The sequence below is a fragment of the Streptomyces sp. NPDC048483 genome (assembly GCF_040651455.1).
GTDB lineage: Bacteria > Actinomycetota > Actinomycetes > Streptomycetales > Streptomycetaceae > Streptomyces.
The window spans coordinates 1-17,592 of record NZ_JBEZJZ010000010.1; the positions used below are offsets into that span (position 1 = coordinate 1).

Here is a 17,592-nt window from a genome sequence, read left to right on the forward strand (position 1 = left end):
GGTATTGTGAATCGCCGAGAACGACAGGAGCTTAGAAACTCTTATGCGAAATGTCCTCGGTAATTCCAGGGTACTCCCGGATGCACCCCGCCGGACGGTTTCGGGGTGACGGATATCAGGGCGTTTTGACGTCGCCCGCGCTCGCTCATCGGCATATGGTCTGTCGCACGCTGCCGCTACAGGAATGCGGCAGTACGGAACGCGTTGCGAATCATGGGAATCGAGTCCCGGTCGCGGGTGTAGTAAAGCTTGTTTGGCAGACTCGGCGGGAAGGGGCCCGAAGGTCGTCTCCGTCGCGAGGAGGGCGTTGGACAGGTCGATCAGCCGCTGGACTTAGCTGTCGGCGTTCGCGTTCAGCAGGCGTCACCGTGTGACGCCTGCCTGTGACGCGATCGGGGACTTTCCCGACCGGAGCCCGGGGCCGGCCAAGTGCGACCGAGCGCTCGACCTGGCCCGTGAGTGCTTCAGGTGGCTCGGCTGAGCGCGAGAGTTGGCCTGGTGTCCCGTCTCATGCGACCTTGCCTCCGTCTCATCCGACGTTGTCCGATTCGCCCGTGGTGGGCCGTTGACGGGGTGTAACTGGACCGGTCTGATGGGGTTCTCGTGATCAGCCACGTCCAGGAAGCGTGGAGCAGGCGATCGCCTTAGCCCGGTATGTCCAGTCCAGGATCGCTGGCGAAGGTGACACACAGCCGTGAGGGAGACGTGACGTGGCTGTCCCATGGGGGCTCTTGATATCGACCGCAGGTGGCGTTGCCGCCACCATCGTGGGTGTCATCGCAGGCGGCATCGTCGGCCGTCGTAGCCAGAACCGGCAGTGGCTTCGGGAGTCGAGGACGGTCGCCTACGAAAAGTTCCTGCAGGCATTCGGCACCGTGGAGATGGAGCTCCGCCACGCGTTCCTCGACAAGCGCCGGCCTGCCGTCGTCTGGGAACCGTTCAACGCCGCGCTGCAATCGATGTGCCTGGTGGCAAGCCGGGAAGCCGTCACGGCGGCCGAGCAACCCTGCGACATCATCGAGGAGTTCACCATTCTCTTCCACGGCCGTCAGCCGACAGACCTCGAAGAGCTCCGGCCGATCCACAGCGGGTTGCACGAGGCGCACTTGAAGTTCGCCAACGCGGCTCGCCGCTCGCTCGATACGTCGCAGGAACACCTTGCCCGGACACTGGGCGGCCCGTCCCCATGGCACGGGGTCGAATCCTTCTATGCCCGAGGTGACGGACCCCCGGTGGGGAGTGAATAGCAGAAGATTCAGCGTGGGCGCCGAAAGGCACCACCGGCGCCGCTGGCAGCTCGGTCTTTCCGCCGACGCACAGCAGTCGAAGACGACTGACCGACAACATCAAGTGAGACAGCTCTATGGAAGTGCTGCTGGGAGACAACATCAACTGAGACTCCGCCGAAGATCCGTCTCACCTGCCTTCGCCTCATCCCTGGTCACAGCCTCGGTCACCAGCAAGATCAAACGAGACGGGACGCCTGGCCCTCCGCAGGTTGGTCATGCGTCGGGGCGCGCCGAGGTGGACAGCCAACCGGTGCAAGGCCGTCGTGGGCGGGGTCATCGTGTGAGGCGGGCGTGGATGGTCTTCCCCTGTCCGGGGCCGGGGGTGGTGGTGACGTTGTCGGTGAGGTGGCAGATCATGTGCCATCCGAAGCCGCCGGTGCCGTCGTTGAGGTCGGGGGTACGTTCGCGCGGGGGCGCCGGGTTGAGATCGCTGACGGCGACGTTCACCGCGTCGGCGGTGGCGCTGAGTTCGAGGATGTAGTGGCCGCCGCCGTGGCGCAGGGCGTTGGTGGCGAGTTCGGAGACCACCAGGGTCAGGGTTTCCGCGGTCTGGGGGGTCAGGGCCGGGTCGAGGCTGTCGGCGAAAGCGCGGGCGACGCGGCGGGTGCGAGGGATGCCGGCGGGGCTGTCGTCTTCAAGGACGACAGGGGGCCTGAGGGCTGTCGTGCTGGTTGTCGTCATGTCGTTCATGCGCTCACACCCCACTTGGGTCGGTTGTGCCGCCGGGCTCAGCTTGTGCCCGCTGGGCTGGTCCTCAACCCCGGATGGCACTCTTCCGGGTGTGTATGAGGCAGAAGTCCACTCACTGGATGTTGAGAAAATCTGTGACAGCGGGAGTAGACATGGGTGCGTGTGGGGGTTAGTGTTTTCTCGTACCCAAGAAGTCGAAGAGGGCTCGGCAGAGATGACCTGCCGTGCCGGCAGGTCAGGCAGGATGCGGAACGGCAGTGGAGTGGCAGGGCCGGAAATGGTGGGTCCCTTCACTGGCTGCCGGGCCGAGCGGCCCCAGGGGCCGCATGCAGTACCCGCGATATCCAGCAGTACAACCGAGTAACCGAATGAGGTAAGGAGCAGACGCCATCAGGATCGCCCGGGCGAGGAAGAGCACCGCTCGGGTACCGCAGGCCCCGGATTGGAAGGTGGTCCCCGGTCACGCATCCGCGATCCCCGCAACCCCGCCCTCCCAGGCGGACCAGCGGAACAAGAAGGCCGGCGCAGTCAGCCGGTAGATGGTGTTAAAAGCTCGGGGCCCGGGTGCCAGTACGGCACTCGGGCCCCTCGACGCGTCCCCGAAAGAAGAGGTCTATGCCCCCTCGCAGTTCCCGCCCCGTCGACAAGTTCGACGACGACGACTACCCCGCCTACACCATGGGCCGGGCCGCCGAAATGATCGGCACCACCCCCGCCTTCCTCCGCGCCCTCGGTGAAAACCGACTGATCACCCCGCTGCGCTCCGAAGGCGGCCACCGCCGCTACTCCCGCTACCAACTACGCATCGCCGCCCGCGCCCGCGAACTCGTCGACGCCGGCACCGCCGTCGAAGCCGCCTGCCGCATCATCATCCTCGAAGACCAACTCGAAGAAGCCCAGCGCATCAACGAAGAACTGCGCACCCGCGGCGCCACCTCGTAACGGCGTTTCGAGACCAACCTGCCCGAGCTGATCACCGCTGCGGGCACACCTGACCCCGCGACGGCAGACGTTGCCCCCGGCGGACGGGCCTACACCGTGAACCAGGCCCGTCCGCCGCACCGAGGTTCAAGAGGGCCTTGCATCGCTTGGCCGACTCGGCACGCCCCAACGCATGGCCGACCGCCGGCAGCCCTGGGGGCCGGGCAGGCTCCGGGGCTGCCGCCCGGGTGGCGTGGTGCGGGGTGAGGGGGAAGGCCGGAGAACCGACAGCTGCGGGCGCGGGTGAAGGAACTCGAGCTCGAGCGGGAAATCCTGCGCAGGGCCGCTTCGACCCGCGCACCCAGGACTACTGCGAACGCCGCATCAAGGAGGGCAAGACCCGACGCGAAATCGTCCGATGCCTCAAACGCTACGCTGCCCGGGAGGTCTTCCACCTGGTCAGGCCCGTATAGTCTTGGCCCCCGTCATAGGGGCTGTGTGAGACGCAGGAGCCCCGCCGGAGTATTCCGGCGGGGCTCCTGCGTGTGGCGGGCTACGACGGCGCGCCGTGTTCGGGGCGGGCCTGGTTGTACTCCGCTTTCCGCTGAGCCACGCCTCCCGGCGAGGTGGCAACGCTCGGCTGCTCGCGGCCCCTGGGCTCCGCGCGCGCGAAGGGTGTCGCTTGCCGGGCCCGGCCGGGCCCAGTGTGTATGACGGTGGTCGATCCCGCTCACCGCTGCGGACGACGCATCCCGCCCAGGGCGAGCCGCCAGTCCCCGACGCCGCTGAGAGGTGCTAGGGGAACGCGTAGCCGAGGACGGATTCCCTGGTGTGGCCTTCGCAGTCGGCGGCGCTGGAGACGAAGTGGTCTCCGTTGGAGGGGATGTAGCAGCGGTAGAGAGGTACGGAATTGCTCACCTGGCTGGTGTGGAGGTAGCCGACGGGTCCCATGGGGAACTGGCCTTCGCAGCCGGGGTCGCGGGTGAGCAGCGTGTGCCCGCCCATCTTGCACTCGTAGAGCATGGTGGTGCCGGGCGCCTGGTGGCGCAGCAGCTTCCAGGTCTGCTCCTGGGTGAATCCGGGCGGCAGCAGCCGGGAGGAGGTGATGTGTCCCCGGTCGGGGCGGTAGCCGCGGCGCAGCAGGGTGTAGGGCAGGTGCTCGAAGCCACAGGAGAGTTGGGGTGTGGGCAGGTCATTGCGGTTGGCCAGCGCCCAAGTGGACCATGCGGGTTTGGCGGAGCCGTCCTGTCTGCGGAGGCCGAGCCTGAGGCCGCCTTCGGCGGGGTTGTCCTGCATCCGGTGGTAGATGTAGCTCTCGATGTCCGGTGTGCCGAGCACATTGCGGAAGGCGTCGCACACGGCTGCTGCCTGCTGTGACTCGTTGGACTGGTCTCCGGAGTTGATGCCGCTCTCGGTGAGCTGGATCGTCCAGGCGGAGGGGGCGTGCGGGAACTGCTGGCGTAGCCAGCCCACCACTACGCCGATGTTGCCGTAGGTGACCTTGGGGAAGTCATCGGCGGAGAAAGCGGGCTTGAACAGGTCTGGGGCGTAGGGGTGGTAGGCGACCCGCCACTGGCGCGATCCCGTCCGGGCGGCCAGGCCCTTGAGTACGGTCATGCCGGACAGCATCGCGTCGTGGTCGGATGGCAGGTCATAGGCCGTACCGAAGTGGTGGTCCAGTGAGGTCAGTACCTTGGCGGTGGGCTGCTGGGCGGTGATGCGGTCGTAGGCGGCGTTGTAGTTGGCCGCAATCTGGTCGAGCCATTGTGTGGTGTCGCAGGGTTCGCCTCGGCCGCAGCCGATGTTGAACCAGGTGTTGGTGTTGACCTCGTTGTCGATCACGAAGTCGGCGATCCGGCCGTGCCCGTGCAGGCCGTCGTAACGTTGGGCCAGCATTCCGGCGAACCGTCCGAAGTCGGCGGGGTCGGTGGGCGCGCAGAACAGCTCGTAGCCGGGCGCGGGATCGCAGGGGCGGCCCTGGCGGGCCCAGGCGGGCGTGCCGTAGACGATGGCGGTGACCACCAGGCCCCGGTCGGTCCACTCCTTGATGGCCGAGTCCACCTCGGGCCGGATGGTGAAGCAGCGACCGCCGAACTCCTGCTCACCGTCAGCGCAGGGGGCTGTTTTGGCGCTCGGCTCCCAGTCCGCCCAGACGAGGTTCATGGACACACCGCCGGCGTTGTTGCCGGCGATCTCGTCCTTGTTGGACCAGAAGTCCGGCTGGATGCCCTTGATGCGGTAGTCGGACCGCGTCGGGTACGGCAGCGGAGCCGTCTCGGCACCGGCAGTGGGCTGGAGGGCCTCAGGGAGGACGAGGGCGGAGAGGAGCAGCACGAGGGCCGCGAGATACCGGGCTGCTCTGGCCATGATTCTCCTCATGCGTGTGGCGTCGTGGTGAACCGTCCCCGTTCGCATCAACCTGGCGGATCGAAACGGACGTTATGCCACGCCCTCGTGAACGTTGATCAGATGCCCTCGAAGGTCCTCCGCTGATTTGCCTGGGCCACAGGCCGTCCGTCGGGCGTCTGCAGCAGGCGCAGCGTGCGGTGCGGGCGTACGCCCGCGACATACCGTCGCGCTGTGCAGTGGTCGACGGTGACCTCTGGTCGGTTCAGCGGATGAAGTCGATCTCTGGGTAATGGCGCGAGGGGCCGTCGAGCAGGTGGCTGTGCCGGTGGCGCAGGTGCTTGTCGAAGAAGGCTGCGAGGTAGGTGCGTTGGACCTCGATGGAGCGGTTGGGGTCGATCGTGCCGAGTATCTGCTCCAGCTGGGGCGGGGTCAGCCCGAATGCGCCCGGCGCCTGGGGGAACAGGACCTGGTTGTCGACGAAGGAGTTGTGCCCGGAGCCGCGCAGCTTCAGGTCGAGCCGCTCTCCGTGCAGGTGTCTCCAGAACCGTGCCCAGCTCCCATCGCTGTTGCGGTTGTGGTGTTCGGAACTGAACAGCAGGAAGGGGCGGTTGAGCGGCTTGTCGATCTCCGATCCGAAGAGCTGGCCGTCCAGGTTCGCGCCGGCGTCGATCCTGGAGTCCGCGTGCATGGCCGCGGGCACCGCCCCTCCGCCGAGGGAAGAGCCGAACATCCCGATACGGTTCATGTTCACGGCTTTGGACAGCCCGTGGGGGAGCGGCTTGTGTTCCACATCCGGGTTGTGGCCGTGGGCGATCGCGGCCAGCTGGTCGATGACGAAGCGGGTGTCCGCCGCCCGGATGGCGATCGTGTGGGACGAGTGGGATCCCGGCGGCATGGTGTTCACCTCATGCCGCCCGTCGGGGAACACCACGTCGCTGGAATCGTGGGTGTGGTCGAGGGTGACGACCAAGTAGCCGCGGCTGGCCAGGTCCTGAACCAGTGCAGTCGCCTGGCCCCGGTTCCCGTGCAGCCCGGGCGAGTACAGCAGCACCGGCAGCTTGCCGGCCTTGCGGTCAACCGGGGCGCCGGTGTGCCCGGCAGTGGTGGGCAGGGTCACCCCGCCCGGCAGCACCTGCTGACTGTTCGGGAGGAGTGCGGCGGGATAGTGGCTGGTGTGTGTGGCCGGGTACCACAGCGAGACCATCAGCTCGCGCTGCTGTCCGGGCACCCACGGATCCGTGCGTGACGAGTCGCGCAGGTGGAGGTCGGCCGTTCCGACGCGGTAGCGCCCGGTCGGGGCGGGGAGAGTCAGCTGGCCCGGGGCCGGCGCCACATTCAAGGACGCCTCCTGGCCCGGGGCTTGCGCCGCGTCCAAGGCCGCCGCCGCGGTCATGGGCGTACCGGTGCTCTTCCCGGCGGCGGCAGCCGACCCGACTCCGGCGCTCAGGACGACGGCCAGCGCTCCAGTGGTACTGGCGACCCGGGCGCGCAACCGGCTGTGACGCCTTCGTGCGTGTTTCATGGACAGCCTTCTCCGTGGGGGGCGATCGCCGCGTGACCGGCAATCGGCTGGCGCTCATCGTAATAGCTAATTTGCCATGGCCAAGCCAACACCCTTGATTGTGCGGAGAGTTCACGCCCCTGCACGGTTGGTGACACGGGCACTACCAGCGCGACCTGAAGTGCACGGTCTCGGCCCCGTGCCGTTGCCGACCGTACGTGGATCCGTGTGCATGCGAAAACGCGGAGGGGAGGAATCTGCTGGTGGCCGAGGCGCTGGCATGGGTGATGCGGCAGCGCATCGTGCCGGCCGGGCCTGCCGATCTACAAGTGTCTTGATCTGCAAGTGCTTTGACCCGCACGAGTCTTGAGGAGCTCTCCCTCCCTCCGGCTCGCCGTCCGCACGTGGCCCGGCGCAGTGCCGCGCGCAGGCGCTCGTCGCCGGCGCCCACGGCCTCGACCGGGCTGCCGGGACCGTCGGGGGGGGTGGTTCCGCGGTGAGGATCGCGTCCTGTTCGAGGGCGGACCAGCCGTCGTGGCCGTGCGCGTCCAGGCCGGCCGCGATGGCGTCCACGTCGATGTGGCCCGCGCCCAGCGGCGGGTATGTCCCGGCGCGTACGCCCTCGGTGTAAGTCAGGTGCCCTGAGCGGACCTTGGCGGCGAGCGCCGCCCGTCGGCATCCTTCATGCGCATGCCCAACCCCATGAGAGAGGAAAGAGAAGGAAAAGGAAGGGGGGTGCGGCCAGCGCCCAGGCGCGCTTTCCGCCGGGCCGGTCCCGCCCCTCGGTCCCGCCCCCTCCCGACGGCGGTGTCCACCCCGCCCAACCGGTCACTCCCAACCGCATTTTCCCTGGTCACGGAAGTGAAGCCACTGCCGGCGCCACCCCACACACCGCCGGCGCCACCCTGGCGACGCGAGTGAACGATCCCTACCCTCACCACCCCACACCAGCACACTTGAAATCTTTGGCACATTCACGTCATCTGTGCCCCAACTGTGCGCTGCCCAAGGACTTTCGGCCATTGACGCCCGATGCGGGAGCCGCATAACTTCCTGCCCCAGCCGGCCCGCCGAACAGAAGTTCCACCGGAATTCATCGATGGTCCCTCCAAGATCGGCAGTCCGGCGCTTCAGGCTCCTTACCCCCCACACCCATGGGAGCCGCCCGAGCACCACGACCGCCCCCGGCGGCTGGTGGGCACGGGCTGCTGCCGTATGCAAGGAGACTCAGTTGCGGACCTCGCCTGGATCCCGACCGCGCCGCCCCGGCGCGCCCGCCGCCGCACCCCGGCCCCTGGCCACGGGCACCCCTGGTGCCGTCCCGGGATCCTGCCGCCCCGCGCGATAGCCAGGCACCCCTCGGCCCACTGCACCGCAGCCGTGCTGCGCGCCACCTACCGGGGTCACCTGCTGAACCGCCCTTCCGCACACGGTCGTTGACAACGTCTCCGTGCCGCAGGTCAGCAGGCCCGGCGGGTCTGCCTCAGCCACCGCGGCACGACACGCGTCGCAACGGTTCCGTGCGAGCACCGGCCTCCGCGGCTCGGTACTCCCGCGCCCGGCACCACCGGATTCCAGGCGCACCCCGCCTCCCCGCCCATCCAAGCTCCGTCGGCCGGCCACGGCCGGCGGCCCGTGACCCGCACCGGGTCGCAGAGCGTCCGTCCTTCAGGAGACCCCCCACATGACCCCCTCGCACAACTCGCACAAGAAGAAGACCAACACGAGAACCCGCGCCGCCATCGCCGTGGCCGTCGCCGGTGGCATCGCCGCCGTGTCCGCCGGCATCGCCTCGGCCTCGGGCACGTTCGACACCCACGCCGGCGCGCACCACCACTTCGGGCTCGGCGCCGAGCTGCCGTCCGGCGGCAAGGTGAGCACGCTCTCCTCGCACACCTCGGTCGTCTCCCGCCTCGCGGCCCTCTCGCCGCACAAGGGCGGCGCGCCCAAGGTCGTGCCGGACAGCGTGGACCTGAGCAAGTACGCGATCGAACCGGGCAACCAGGGCCAGGTGGGCTCCTGCGTGTCCTGGGCCATCGACTACTCCGGCTACAGCATCCAGGAGAAGCAGCAGGGCATCTCCGGCGGCCCGCAGGCGCCCATGTACACGTACGCCCAGATATCCAAGGGCAACGACCAGGGCAGCACCCCGGACGACACGTTCAGCATCGCGGAGTCGCAGGGCGTCGACTCGAAGTCGGACTACACCCAGGGCGACTTCGACTTCACCACCCAGCCGAGCGACGCCGAGCGCCAGAATGCCGCGCACTGGAAGCTGTCGGGCCACACCAAGCTGCACACCGGCAACCAGATCCAGGCCGACGTGAAGCAGGCCCTCGCCGACGGCGAGCCGGTCGCCATCTCCCTCCCGGTCCACCAGAGCTTCCAGGACATCTCCCAGCAGACGGCGGCCGACTACTCGTACCAGCCTGGTGGCGACGAGGACCCGGTCCTCGGCGGCCACGAGATCACCATCGTGGGCTACAACGACCAGGGCGTCCGCGTCGAGAACTCCTGGGGCGGCAACTGGGGCGACGGCGGCTACATCAACCTGTCGTGGGACTTCCTGTCCAGCCAGGTCGAGGAGGCCAACGCCATCGGCAAACTCGTCCAGTAGTCCCGGCAGTTCCCGGCCGGCGCCCGTGTGTGCGTGACCGATTCCTCTCGACACGTCACATACGGGCGCGCCGGTCAGTCAGGCCGTTCCATCTTGAAAAGCCGCTGGTCAACAGGGGTGGTGTGACGTTTCAACCTGCGGCAGGCCCGCCGGAACCTGCGGGAGCCGTACTCGCTCCCGCGATCACTGTGAAAGATGACGCCGCGCACGTCGCCGCCACGGGTGGCCGCGGCCATGTTGAGGGCGGCGACGACCAGGCCGGCGTCGTGACGGGCGCCCGTCGCGTAACCGAGCAGGCGGCGGGAGAAGAGGTCGCTGAGCGGTCGGGACCTTCGTTTTGTTTGGTCAGCCGTGGCGGAGGATACGAGATTCGAACCCGTGAGGGGGTGCCCGCAACACGCTTTCCAAGTCTTCTTCCGACCGTACCTAAGTGGTTGCCTCCGGAAATTCTTCGGGTGTTGATCAAGCTGCCAGTGCGGCGGAAAATTCGGGTTTGATCGCGTCCCTGGTCAGCCAGCGGCGCACGGTGGAAGCCGACAGGCCGGTGGCGATACCGCGCGTGATGGCCTCGCGGGCCAGCTCCGGGCAGCTCCGGCCAGCTCCATCGGGACAGTGGAACCCGGGTCTCGGCGGGCAACTGGCATGCCAGCGCCGTGACCTGAGCGTCCTGCAGCGGGGTGGGGGAGGCCGGGCGGCCGGTGCGGTGGCGGTCCCCGCGAGAGCGGCCAGGCCCCCCTTGGTAAGGCGGCCCCGCCAGGTGCGCACGGTGTCCACGTGAACACCGGCCCGCTCGGCGATACGGGCGTTCGCCATCCCGCGGGCTGCGTGCAGCACGATCTGCACGCGCACCCGCAGCCGGCGCTCGGTTCTGGCCCCTGGCCGCCTTCTTCAGCCGGTGCCGCTCGCTGGCGGTCCGGGACATCGGGTGGGCGGCGGCAATGGGCATGACTGGCGGGCCGATCAGGAGCAAAGGGGTCACGACTGCCGCAGCCTGGATGCACCAGGGCCTGGTCGGCGTGCGACACGCCGCGCGGTGCTGATCTCATCGAGCAGGATGGCAGGCATGCCCACCCGCAGGACTCCACGCACGGTTCACAAGTAGTGCCCGTACGCCCCCATGGTGACTCGACCCGCACCCCACCGCCAGGCGCAGCCGGGGCGCGGCCGGGGTTACCGGAATTGGGGGTGCCATACGTCGTGGGTGTGGCCCTCGTCGTCGGTGACGGTGATGTCGGGCCACCGGTCGAAGGCGGAGCAGGGGTGGGAGATGCCGAGGTCGACCTGGTCGCCCACGCGCAGGCCGCTTGCGTCGGTGAGGACCAGGTGGTGGTCGTAGATGTGGGCCGCGGTGGCCTGTGCGGCTTGCCTGGGTGCGCCTTGTGGGTCTCGGGCGCTGACGAGTACCGGCAGTCCGGCGTCGTAGGGCAGTTCGCGTTTGCCGGCGCCGACGACGATCCGTCCCGGTTCCGGTGTGGAGAGCACGACCGCCCGGACGGTCAGTGCCGGGCTCAGCCCGGGCAGGGGTGAGACGTGTTCGTAGGTGCCGTGGTCGTGTGTGACGTAGCAGCCCGAGCGCAGGACGGGCAGCATCCGCGGGCCGTCCCCTTGTCCGGTGAGTTCCGCAAGGGCGTGGACGACCCGGTCGGGGAAAGCGGAGCCGCCCATGCTGAAGAGGGGCTGTGCGGTCTGGAACAGCGGTGTCAGGCTGCGGAAGACTGTGATCGCCTCGCGGCAGTGTGCGTCGACGTCCGTCAGGGTGGAGGGGTCCCGGCGGTTGGGCCGGATGCCCTCGTAACCGGCGACACCGGCCAGGAGGATTCCCGGTGACGCCTGGGCCGCCGTAGCCAGTTCATGCGCTGCGGGGGGCTGTCGTACCCCGGTGCGTCCTTGGTTCGCGCCGATGTCGATAAGGACGCGCAGCGGATTGCGTGCGCCGTCCATGGCCAGGCCGGCCAGGCTCAGCCCTGTCATCGAGTCCACGAAGCAGTACAGCTCCAGCCCGGGTGTCTCGTCCATCCATCGCCGCACCAGGGCGAGGTCGGGGCGGTGGATCACCTCGTTGGCGATGATGATGCGCCGTGCTCCCCAGCTCAGGGCGATGCCTGCCTGTCTGACGGTGGCCACCGTCAGACCCCATGCCCCGGCGGCCAGCTGCCGTTCGACGATGGGGCGCGTCATGGTGGTCTTGATGTGCGGGCACAGCTCCACGCCCTGGTCGTGGCACCAGGCCGCCATGAGCTGGACGTTGTGTTCCAGCGCGTGCAGGTTGAGCCGCAGCTCGGGCAGCTCGCCGGTCCGGTGTCCGTGGGGTGGCGTGTCGTGGTGGTTCATCGGTCCTCCAGACCGCCGGGGCGCCGGCGCTGTCGTGCGGAGGCGCCCTGGCGTGCCCGGCTCGTGGGCAGGCGGCTGCCCTGTCCGGACTGCGACGAAGGGCGGCCATCACACAGGAGCATCTTGTATATGAGATGGAGCGTAGATTATGTAGGACCAGGTCAGCAAACACTATGCTGGATGCTCTGTTCTGTTTACTGGACGAAGGGTGTGTTCTGTGCCGACCGACGATCAAGCGCCCGCTCCACCGCCGGCCCCGCGCAACGACGGGATCGGGCAGCACCTGCGCCGGGAGCGGCTGGGGCGGGGCTACACGCTGGAGAACCTCGCGGGAAAGACGGGCTTGTCCCGCAGCTATCTCAGCAACGTCGAGCGGGACGTGAACAGCCCGACGATCAACACATTGCGCACGATCGTCGAGGCCCTCGGCACGACACTCAGCAGCCTCTTCCAGGCAGCCGACCGCGAGCGCCGCGTGCTCACACGCCCCGACCAGCGCGTCGAGCTCACCCGGGCAGGAGTGGAAGGGGTCACTTACACCCTCCTCAACCCCAAACACGGCGGCAGGCTCGAAATGATGATGCTGGAGGTAGCCCCCGGAGCGTCCTCCGGCGACAGCCCGCACACCCATGCCGGAGAAGAAGTCGGCCTCCTCCTGAGCGGAGAACTCGACTACTGGGTCGACGGCGTGCAGTACCACCTGCAGCCCGGCGACTGCGTCAGCTTCGAATCCACCACCGCGCACCGGTACCACAACCCGGGCAACGTCCCCGCAGTCTGCGTCTGGTCCGAGACCCCACCACGCTTGTGAGAAGCAGAGAAACCGCACGCGCGGAACAGCGATTCGGATTTCGGGAAACAATCACTCTCCGCTCGGGAAGCGATCTTCAACTGGCCCCGCGTGCCGCCGGCGAATGCCTCCGCGCAGGTCGCTGGTAAGAGACCACACTCCGAACTTCGGGAAGCCATCGGGAAGAGCACCCGCCCAGACCCGTGCGGAACCGCTCCCACCCCGCCTGACTCCGCCTGCTCTCCATCTGTACGCATCGGCCGAAGCCCACAAGGAGGAACGACCCGTGAAGATCGGCCTGATGGGCACCGGATTCGGTATGGCTCACGCCGGGATCACCACCCTCACCGAACACACCGGCCAGGACCGCCGGACGGTCGCCCTTCCCGAGGCGCACGCCTACGAGTGGGCCATTGACCACGCATGAACCTGTCTGCGCACGGGAGCGGCCCACCGGCTCACCCCGGCGAGCGTCCTGGACACCCTGCGCCTGACCCTCGCCGTCCACGACACCGTCAACTCACCTGCCGCGTAAGGGAAGGTGTGAGCGCGATGCGCTGCCGCACCCGGCAGCGTCGTCCGGATCGACACTCGTGCACCCGTACCGCCGGCTTCCGGAAAGCGGCCCTGGAGGCGGGCTCACCCGGCGAGTTCGCGCTCCAGTGGGGTGCGGTAGGCGGGGATGAAGCGGCGGTCGTCGAGGAAGGCCGCGAGGCGGGCGGCCTCGGCCTCGATGGCCAACCTCGCTTCCCGTCCTACGGCGGTGAGCAGCCGGTATGCCAGGGTGCCGTCGCGGCGCTGGGCCCAGCCGCCGACGATCCGGCCGTCCCACCACACCGTGGGGCCGATGTTGCCCATCCGGTCGAAGAGGGCGGGGCGGTGGGCGGGGTCGAGGTAGAAGTCGCGGTCGCGCCAGCCCATGGGGGTGGGGTCGAGGGCGGGCAGCAGCGCGGCACACGGCGCGGTCTCGGTGACCGGCTCCACATCTTCGGGGAGCGCATAGCCGGTGCTCTCGTCCAGGGCGACCTCCACCGCACCCGTGGCGGCCAGCGCCTTGCGGGTGTCGGTGACCGTCCAGCCGGTCCACCACTTCAGGTCGGCGAGGGTGCCCGGGCCGAAGGCGGTCAGCCAGTGGCGGACCAGTTCGGTGCGGGCCGAGGCCGTTGCGATGTCGGGGAGTTCGGGGGCCGGCGCCCAGGCGTGCTGGTTGCTGGTCCAGCCGCCGCGGCGGGTGGCGCGCACGATGCGTCCGTCGGCGGCCAGTGCGAACAGCACGTCGGTGGCGATGCTGCGGCGCGACTCGTACTTCTTGCCGGGCGAGATGACCAGCTGCCGCTCCAGCCCCGGTACCTCGGCGGCCAGTTCGGTGGTCGTGGCCTCGCCGCGCTCGTGCAGCACGGCCACGGCATCGCGGGTGACCTTCGCCAGCCACTCGCCGTCGCCGATGCCGCCCTGCTCCAGCTGGCCCAGCAGGTGCTTGGTACGCCCCGCTGCGGTGGACCGTCCGGCTGCCGCCAGAAGTACCGGTGCCAGGTCCGTGGTCGTCACGAAGAGGGTGCCGCGCATCGCCGTCATCCGCAGCAGCGACTCCCGCTCGTACAAGGCGCGTTCCACCTCGCCGTGGTGTGGTTCGGCGAGGCGGGCCGCGGCCGTCAGGTAGACGGTCGCGGCGTCGGTGGCGTGCAGCGCCAGCACCGCACCGGCCACCTCCCGCACGGTGGCCGCCCGCCGTGCCGGCTCCAGCAGCTGGCGCTGTACCAGGCGGGTACGGCGCTGGGCGGCGGTGATACGGCGACGGACGGTACGAATGGCGGCCCCTCGGGGATCACGGCTGGTCGGAGGATGGCGTGGGCAGGGCGGGGTTGGGGGTGAGGATGCGGCGCAGGATGCGCTCCACCTCGGCACGGGTCGGGGCCTTGCTGCCGGCCAGACCGCGCAGCCCCAGGCCCGTCATGGCCACGGCGGCGGCCTCGGCGGTGTCCCGGTCGACGTAGTGCGACAGGGCATCGATGCTCAGCTGGATGTCCCGGTCGGCGATCGGCTGCAGGGCGGGGCGGCGCAGCGCGGCCAGGAACAGCTCGAACTCCACCGTCTGCTGGTCGCGCTGCGGCCCGAAGCAGCCCATGAGCACATCCGTGAGCAGCACGACGAGCTGTTCGGCGGTGAGGCCGGGGCGCTGGGCCACCCAGTCCTCCAGGTAGGCGGCGTAGCCGTCGACCGAACGCCGCAGCGCGGCCTCGATCAGGTCGTCCTTGGCGGCGAAGTGGTACGTCGTCGCCGCCAGCGGCACCCCGGCCTCCTCGGCCACGGCCCGATGGGTCAGCCCCTCGATGCCGCGCGCGGCGATCACCCGCACGGTCGCGGCGCTGATCTCCTCGATCCGCCGCTGCGGATCACGCCGCCGCTTCGCCGGCACCTCCCTGGCCATGCCCACACTCCCCTTCCCGGACCGTCACCTGTTGACAAGACCTTACGGCACGAATGTACCGCAATCATTCTGCGAGTACCGGGTCGCAGGCCCCCGACCGGGCCATTTGCTTACTGTGCGTAGGTTATCGATTCCACCCGGCGATGAACGCCAGCGAGAAACTCTCGCACCGTGGGCTTTTATGTCCTAATTGCGCATTCGTGCTGCATGGGTTACGGTACAAATGTGCCGATCGATGGAGTCGGTATCCGAAGCCCCATGGAAGACCTGGCCTTCGACGGCGCCGAAGCCGCCGAGCAGCTCCTGATCGAGCCGGGTGCCACCAAGCCCGCCCGCCGGCCCGGCGAGGGCCGCTGGACGGTCCTGCCGGCCCCTCCGGCCAGCCCTTCTGGCTCAGCGCCACCCCCACGACCGCCTGTCCCCACCCCCACAAAGGAGAGCTCCGCCATGATGAACAGCGCCTCCTGCCTGGCCGTGAAGGATCCCCTGGCCACCGCCGCCTTCTACGACAAGCTCGGCTTCGGCGTCCTGGGCACCGTCGACAGCTACGACCGCACCGGCCGGGAGTTCTTCTTCCGCGACCTGGACGGCTACATCATCGGCGTCTTCGGCCCCAACGACATCGACGCCTTCCGCAAGATGACCGGCGCCTGACCCCTGACCCCACCCCTTCCCTCAACGCCCCGGCCAACCGGCCAACCGGCCAACTACCAATCGGCCAACCGGCCATGAATCACGAGGAGTTCCCTATGAAGATCGCAGTCCTGGGCACCGGAGGCGGCGGCCGCGCCCACGCCGCACGGCTCGCCGAGCTCGGCCACGACGTCTACGTCGGCACCCGCGACCCGGAAGCCACCCTGGCCCGCACCGAACCCGACATGATGGGCAACGTCCCCTACAAGGAGTGGCTCACCGATCACCCCGGCATCACCCTGCTCCCCTTCGGCGAGGCCGCGTCCGCCGCCGACAACCTCGTCATCAACGGCATCGACGGCCACAACGCCCTCGCGACACTGACCGCCATCAGCGACCAGCTGGCCGGCAAGGTCCTCATCGACTACGCCGTCCCGTACCTCTACAACCCCGACATCGAACACCCCTGGCCCACGCCGTGGGGCGTGATGCCCAAGCTCGACCCCTGCGACACCGACAGCCTCGGCGAGCAGATCCAGCGCGCCCTGCCCGACGTGAAGGTCGTCAAGTCCTTCGTCACCCAGGAGCAGGAGACCGTCGTCAACCCCAAGGCGATCGGCGGCGGCGACCACACCATGTTCGTCGCGGGCCAGGACGCCGGCGCGAAGAAGGCCGTCACCGACCTGCTCACCTCCTACGGCTGGACCGACGTCCTCGACGTCGGCGACATCGTCTGTGCCCGCGGCATGGAGATGTACGCAGGCATGCACAGCGCCATCGGCCTCGCCCTCGGCGGCCACTTCGGTGTCAAAGTCGTACGCCGCTGAGGAGTCCTTGGTGGAGGTCGGCGCGTCTCAATGGGGAGGAAACGGGTGTTTCATCCGGCATTTTCGACGGTAGGGGCTCAATAGGTCACTCGACGTCCTAGAGGTCGGTGATGGTGAGCGGTATGCCAATCGATCCAGGAGCGGTGCGGGGAACGAGAGATCCCGCTGCCCGTCTGCTGCAGCTGCTGTCGCTGCTGCAGGCCCCGCGGGACTGGACGGGCGCCGAGCTCGCCGAGCGTCTGGCGGTCACGCCCCGCACCATCCGCCGTGACATCGAGCACCTGCGGGAGCTGGGCTATCCCGTCCAGGCCACGCAGGGCAACATCGGCGGCTACCGCCTCAGCGCGGGCACCGCGATGCCGCCCCTGCTCCTGGACGACGACGAAGCCGTGGCCATCGCCATCGGCCTGCGCGCGGCGACCACGGCAGCGGTCAGCGGCATCGAGGACACCTCACTGCGAGCCCTGGCCAAGCTGGAACAGGTGCTGCCCTCGCGGCTGCGCCGCCGGGTGTCGCACCTCGCCGAGGCCGCCACCTTCCTGCCCCAGCCCGTCCAAGGGGCCAACGCCGAGCTGCTGTCCGCCCTCGCCGCCGCCTGCGTCGCCCACGAGAAGATCCGCTTCGGCTACGCCCCGGCACGCGGGGCGCCCTCAAGGCGGCTGGCCGAGCCCAAGCGGCTGGTGGCCGCCGGGCGGCGCTGGTACCTCGTCGCGTACGACCTGGACCGCGCCGACTGGCGTACCTTCCGCGTCGACCGGATCGACGACCTGCACGGCACCGGCTCCCGCGTCCCCGAACGCGAGCTGCCCGACGGCCAGGACGCCGCCGCCTATGTGGCCGACGCCCTGGCCGCCGGGCCTGGCAACTGCCGCGCCGAACTGATCGTCCACGCACCGATCGAGCGCGCCGCCGAGGGCGTGCCGTCCTCGCTCGGAGTGCTTGAGCGGATCGACGAGCACCGCTGTCGGCTGCGCACGGCCGTGGACTCTCCCGAGTACCTGGCGTTCCGTATCGCCGCCTTGCGCCTGGACTACACCCTCGTCGGACCGCCCGAGATCGTCCCGCACCTGCAGCGGATCGCCGAACGTGCCCTGGGCGCCCTCCAGGTCCAGAGCCGGGGCGGGGGCTGAGCGGCATACCTGGACGGCTGAGGGCATGGCCAAGGGCACTGTCCGCACTGCGAGTTGTTCGTCTGGGAGTTGCTCGTCTGCGGGAA

15 protein-coding genes and 1 pseudogene are annotated in these 17,592 nt (G+C 69.0%); 8 read left to right on the forward strand and 8 right to left on the reverse strand.

From position 1 onward, the window contains the following. Nucleotides 1–731: 731 nt before the first annotated feature. Nucleotides 732–1,247, forward strand: coding sequence for a hypothetical protein (locus tag AB0D04_RS07700; protein WP_362700444.1), 516 nt, complete (start codon nt 732–734; stop codon nt 1,245–1,247). 315 nt (nt 1,248–1,562) lie between these two features. On the opposite strand, the gene AB0D04_RS07705 is transcribed toward AB0D04_RS07700, so the two are convergent. Continuing rightward, a complete protein-coding gene (locus AB0D04_RS07705) occupies nt 1,563–1,979 on the reverse strand; it encodes an ATP-binding protein (protein ID WP_362700446.1) in 417 nt (138 codons plus the stop codon). A 615-nt stretch (nt 1,980–2,594) separates the two neighbouring features. Between AB0D04_RS07705 and AB0D04_RS07710 the strand changes: the two genes are divergently transcribed. Further along, nucleotides 2,595–2,921: a MerR family transcriptional regulator gene (locus AB0D04_RS07710; protein ID WP_362700448.1), complete on the forward strand. Its 327-nt coding sequence runs from the start codon at nt 2,595–2,597 to the stop codon at nt 2,919–2,921. 774 nt (nt 2,922–3,695) lie between these two features. On the opposite strand, the gene AB0D04_RS07715 is transcribed toward AB0D04_RS07710, so the two are convergent. After that, nucleotides 3,696–5,267 carry a DUF5722 domain-containing protein gene (locus AB0D04_RS07715; protein ID WP_362700449.1) on the reverse strand — a complete coding sequence of 524 codons (1,572 nt, stop codon included), beginning with the start codon at nt 5,265–5,267 and terminating at the stop codon, nt 3,696–3,698. 244 nt (nt 5,268–5,511) lie between these two features. Further along, nucleotides 5,512–6,771 carry a hydrolase gene (locus tag AB0D04_RS07720; RefSeq protein WP_362700451.1) on the reverse strand — a complete coding sequence of 420 codons (1,260 nt, stop codon included), beginning with the start codon at nt 6,769–6,771 and terminating at the stop codon, nt 5,512–5,514. Between the two features lie 1,663 nt (nt 6,772–8,434). On the opposite strand from AB0D04_RS07720, the gene AB0D04_RS07725 reads away from it, so the two are divergent. Beyond that, a complete protein-coding gene (locus AB0D04_RS07725; protein WP_362700453.1) occupies nt 8,435–9,367 on the forward strand; it encodes a C1 family peptidase in 933 nt (310 codons plus the stop codon). Nucleotides 9,368–9,441: 74 nt separating this feature from the next. On the opposite strand, the pseudogene AB0D04_RS07730 reads toward AB0D04_RS07725, so the two are convergent. The 3 genes and pseudogenes from AB0D04_RS07730 to AB0D04_RS07740 form a co-directional block, all read right to left on the reverse strand. Then, a pseudogene (locus AB0D04_RS07730) lies at nt 9,442–9,672 on the reverse strand (DDE-type integrase/transposase/recombinase); the annotation flags it as partial. 157 nt (nt 9,673–9,829) lie between these two features. After that, nucleotides 9,830–10,216, reverse strand: a complete 387-nt coding sequence (locus tag AB0D04_RS07735; protein ID WP_362700455.1) for a helix-turn-helix domain-containing protein — start codon at nt 10,214–10,216, stop codon at nt 9,830–9,832. Between the two features lie 321 nt (nt 10,217–10,537). Further along, nucleotides 10,538–11,698 (reverse strand): alanine racemase, encoded by a 1,161-nt coding sequence (locus AB0D04_RS07740; RefSeq protein WP_362700457.1) that lies wholly within the window; start codon nt 11,696–11,698, stop codon nt 10,538–10,540. A 217-nt stretch (nt 11,699–11,915) separates the two neighbouring features. Here AB0D04_RS07740 and AB0D04_RS07745 point away from each other — a divergent pair, with 217 nt between their 5' ends. Next, the gene (locus AB0D04_RS07745; protein WP_362700459.1) at nt 11,916–12,509 is read left to right on the forward strand and encodes a cupin domain-containing protein; all 594 of its coding nucleotides are present in this window, start codon (nt 11,916–11,918) and stop codon (nt 12,507–12,509) included. A gap of 265 nt (nt 12,510–12,774) precedes the next feature. Next, a complete protein-coding gene (locus tag AB0D04_RS07750; RefSeq protein ID WP_362700461.1) occupies nt 12,775–12,915 on the forward strand; it encodes a hypothetical protein in 141 nt (46 codons plus the stop codon). Between the two features lie 212 nt (nt 12,916–13,127). Here AB0D04_RS07750 and AB0D04_RS07755 read toward each other — a convergent pair whose 3' ends face one another. Next, nucleotides 13,128–14,195, reverse strand: coding sequence for a winged helix DNA-binding domain-containing protein (locus tag AB0D04_RS07755; RefSeq protein WP_362700463.1), 1,068 nt, complete (start codon nt 14,193–14,195; stop codon nt 13,128–13,130). Nucleotides 14,196–14,313: 118 nt separating this feature from the next. Beyond that, nucleotides 14,314–14,916 (reverse strand): TetR family transcriptional regulator, encoded by a 603-nt coding sequence (locus AB0D04_RS07760; protein WP_362700465.1) that lies wholly within the window; start codon nt 14,914–14,916, stop codon nt 14,314–14,316. 225 nt (nt 14,917–15,141) lie between these two features. Here AB0D04_RS07760 and AB0D04_RS07765 point away from each other — a divergent pair, with 225 nt between their 5' ends. The 3 genes from AB0D04_RS07765 (at nt 15,142) to AB0D04_RS07775 (ending at nt 17,506) form a co-directional block, all read left to right on the forward strand. Next, the gene (locus AB0D04_RS07765) at nt 15,142–15,570 is read left to right on the forward strand and encodes a hypothetical protein (protein ID WP_362700467.1); all 429 of its coding nucleotides are present in this window, start codon (nt 15,142–15,144) and stop codon (nt 15,568–15,570) included. A 95-nt stretch (nt 15,571–15,665) separates the two neighbouring features. Then, a complete protein-coding gene (locus AB0D04_RS07770; RefSeq protein ID WP_362700469.1) occupies nt 15,666–16,376 on the forward strand; it encodes an NAD(P)-binding domain-containing protein in 711 nt (236 codons plus the stop codon). Between the two features lie 122 nt (nt 16,377–16,498). Beyond that, nucleotides 16,499–17,506 carry a WYL domain-containing protein gene (locus tag AB0D04_RS07775; protein WP_362700471.1) on the forward strand — a complete coding sequence of 336 codons (1,008 nt, stop codon included), beginning with the start codon at nt 16,499–16,501 and terminating at the stop codon, nt 17,504–17,506. Nucleotides 17,507–17,592: the final 86 nt, after the last annotated feature.